Annotated in this window: 3 protein-coding genes and 1 pseudogene; all 4 read right to left on the bottom strand. The window is 52.0% G+C overall.

Features of this window, described 5'->3' with window-relative positions; genetic code table 11:
* Nucleotides 1–512 (bottom strand): annotated as a pseudogene (locus O9290_RS27745) (TolC family protein); the annotation flags it as partial.
* On the bottom strand, nucleotides 469–1,941 hold the full coding sequence (locus O9290_RS27740) for a hypothetical protein (RefSeq protein WP_288087757.1): 1,473 nt from the start codon (nucleotides 1,939–1,941) through the stop codon (nucleotides 469–471). The gene O9290_RS27740 and the pseudogene O9290_RS27745, both read right to left, overlap by 44 nt.
* Nucleotides 1,934–3,028 carry an ATP-binding protein gene (locus tag O9290_RS27735; protein ID WP_288059631.1) on the bottom strand — a complete coding sequence of 365 codons (1,095 nt, stop codon included), beginning with the start codon at nucleotides 3,026–3,028 and terminating at the stop codon, nucleotides 1,934–1,936. Before O9290_RS27735 ends, O9290_RS27740 begins: the two co-directional genes overlap by 8 nt.
* Nucleotides 3,018–3,251, bottom strand: a complete 234-nt coding sequence (locus O9290_RS27730) for a hypothetical protein (RefSeq protein ID WP_288059629.1) — start codon at nucleotides 3,249–3,251, stop codon at nucleotides 3,018–3,020. Before O9290_RS27730 ends, O9290_RS27735 begins: the two co-directional genes overlap by 11 nt.
* Nucleotides 3,252–3,303: the final 52 nt, after the last annotated feature.

Below are 3,303 nucleotides of genomic sequence, written 5' to 3'. Positions count from 1 at the left end.
CTTGTTAGATAGGTTTCGGTGGATGAACCGCCCAGACGGTAATCGATCTCGGTAATTCGGGTCAAGAGGTCGTGATTGGACAGTTGGGCTAATATCGCCCGTTCTCGATCGCCGGCGGTTTCGTAGGCGATCACCAGCGTCAAGACCTGTTCTCCGAGTTGGGAGCGTTTGGCAGCCCGTTGACGTTCCAATTCAGCCCTGGCCGCCTCTAGGTCGGCCGCCCTGATTTCGAGGTCGGTGATGGCCATCCTCTGTTGTTGTACCTGACCACCCCCAAACAGATTTTGCAGAATGGCGATCGGGTCGGTGGTTAGATAACCCGTCCATTGTCGGGCGTTGGCCTGGTCGATACGTTGTCCAGCCAACTGTAACCGGCGATCAATCAAGGCGATGCGTTCGTCGAGGGTCTGCAATTCAGGGGAACGTTCGATCGCCGCGTCGGTGAGGGTACGGAGACAATCGTTACCGCTATCGAGACAGGGAAGGGGAGCGGCCTGTAGGGGAGTCCACATCAACAGTAAGCTCGACAGTGAGAAGGCGATCATCCTGACCCTGCCATTTAAGCCGTTTGACCGTTCCGGGGTAGGGAGCCTTAACCGTAGCCAATTGAACCAGTGCATTGTCGATCTCCTGTATTCTCGTCCTGATCACCGCTTGGTTGTATTCCCGTTCCTGAAGTTGTGCGGCGCGAACTGCCCTCTGTTTCTCCACTTCTAGTTGTTGGTTCTGAAGGGTGATCGTCCGTCGGTTTTCTTCTAGAGCCAATTGGTATTCTTCCTGAAGACGCTTTTCCTTGGCGGTTGATAAAGCGGCACGGGCGATGTCCAGTTGTATTTTTGCCTGTTCCCGTTCCGTTTCCATTTGGGAGAGTTTCGCCCGTTCGTGTTCGATAATCTTCTCCACGGGGGGTAAAGGTTGAGAGTCGATAGTAACAAAAGTGGGTAGGGAAGCGACATTAACGGGATCCCCCCTTAATCCCCCCTTGATAAGGGGGGCAGAGGGAAGGGCTAGTAATTGAGAAATTTTCTGTTTTTGTTGAGTGATTTTAGTATCTATCTGTTGTAATTCTCCCGTTTTCAGGGTAATATGAGCGATTTCTTGCCGGTATGAAACGGGGGGAAGTTTATTTAATGTTGGGGGTGGTGAAGGTAAGGTGAGTTCGGGTAGGGGAATCTGCAGCTTTTTTAGGGAGAGTTCCAACTGTTGCCGTTGGGTTTGGAGTCGTTGTCTCGCGGGAATGCGATCGCGTATTATCTGACCCCCAACGATACGAGAACCTTGTTTGACCCGCAGATCTGCGGGGGTGGTAAGGGTCAATCGGATTTTGATCTCTCTCGGTACAGTGGAGTGGGTTTTTTTCGGAGAGGATCCCCCCTTAATCCCCCCTTGATAAGGGGGGTAAGAGGTGGTAACGGGTGTAACGGGGGTACTGGGGGTTTTTTGGGCGGTGGTGTAACTGCAACCGACTAGGGTGATAATGGCGGCGGCGGCAACGGTCAGATAACGAAAGAAATCAGGACGGGGGGAATAGAATGGTTCCGGGACAATGGGGGAAGTATCGGCTTCTCTCAGGGCAACACTTTCGCTTGTTTTCTCGCTGTATTTCTCGATTCTGGGGACAATGGGGGAAGTATCTGCTTCTTTCAGGGCAAGCACTGAACTTTGTCTAAGTGTTTTTTGGGAAGCGATCGTTTCCAAGACAGTTGGAATTTCCAAGACAGTTGGAATTTCCAAGACAGTCGGGATTTCCGAGACGGTTTCTCCCGTGCGTTCCCGTTTCCAGCGACTAATCAGCTTGCGGGAACAACCCTTACCCGTTTTCTCCCGTACCAACGAGATCAGACCTTCGTAGGTCGTACCAGCTGGTGCATCATCGAGGATGGCGAAAACCGTCTCAGTGCGTCGCTGGTGGGGTTTTGACTTAGAAAGAGTGCTAACCATCTTTTACCCTCCGGTGATAGGGAAAGATACTGGTCATTTCTGCCTGTTTGCCGAAACGACATAGGGCGGTCAAGGGTACTAACTCGGCTACTTTCTTCTCGGCAAACCGGAATTTGGCGGCCACCCGTTTCACTTCCGACTGGTCCACTGGCAGAACGATCTTGGTAGAGGAGTTACCGATCACGTCGTCACTGAGATGTCGTTCCGATTGGGATGCCAACACCAAACCCAGCCCGTATTTACGACCGTCGGCGATGATGCGGTCACAGGCCCGACTTTTCCGCAATTCTTTAGCCTCATCGATGAATAGGTAGGTACGGGGTAGTTTCCCTTCGATTTCCCCGGTTAACCGGTGTTGGTTCATCAATTGCCAGGCCAAGGATTCAGCGGCAATCGCCCCGATCTCCGGCGGTAATTTCGAGAGGTCGATGCGGATATGTTTCTCGGTGAAGTCGGGTTGGGGACGGCAGAAGACACCGTAGGTGAAAGTGGCTATCAGTTTCAGTTTCAGTTTTTGCGATTCCTTACAGCCGCTCTCGACTCGCGACTCGATCTCCTGCTGCAAATCGGTAAAATTGGGCGCTTCCCTTGTCCAACTTGTCGGTTGTTCTTGGCTGATACCCCGCCGGTTGTAACAAAATTGCAATATTTCTAACAGTAAACCCTCCTGATTGGGTCCCAACTGTAAGGAGCGTTTGAGGGTGGTGGTAACGGCGATGGCCTGTAGATGGGGACCACCCCCTTCAGCATCGAGGTTGACAATCAGGGGATTGATGCCGTGAGAACTGGCCATGTGCAGAGGATAACAAGTTTCGCCGATAATCTCCTGATCACCGTGAAAATCGATGATAAATAACTGAATATCGGGATAAGTTTGTCGAAGAGAATAGGCGATCGCTTTGAGGGTCTGGGTTTTGCCACTACCGGATGCACCGATGGCGACGATGTGACCGTTGGGCAAATGGCCAGGATTCCAATAACAGTTATCCCCCAGAAGGATGCCGGACGGTGGCGATGATTCGTCTGATGGGGAATTGGGGGCCCGTAAAACGGCGGTGGGTAGTGGTTTCTGCTGTTTATTGAACATTGACTATCCTAGCGATGAGATGACCTGAAACGCTGTATTCTCCCAACTTGTCGATCACATACTGGGGACTAGCGGCGGTGAGTCGGGCGTAGGCGATGTTACCCGGTTGTAGGGTAATAGTATCGAAACGGTCGGCTTGACATCCTCGCCGCCGTAAAACGGACGGCGATTCCCAAACCTCACGATTTAGGTTTCTGCTTCTTTCCCTTGCGGGGTTCCGCACCTGCCTTAACAGATTTACTCTGTTCTGGTCTTATGGTCGCTCTACAGACTGA

This window comes from Microcystis sp. LE19-41.2A (genome assembly GCF_027530405.1).
GTDB classification, from domain to species: domain Bacteria; phylum Cyanobacteriota; class Cyanobacteriia; order Cyanobacteriales; family Microcystaceae; genus Microcystis; species Microcystis aeruginosa.
The sequence above is the reverse complement of the archived record's forward strand: the minus strand, read 5'-3'. Positions and strand labels throughout refer to the sequence as shown.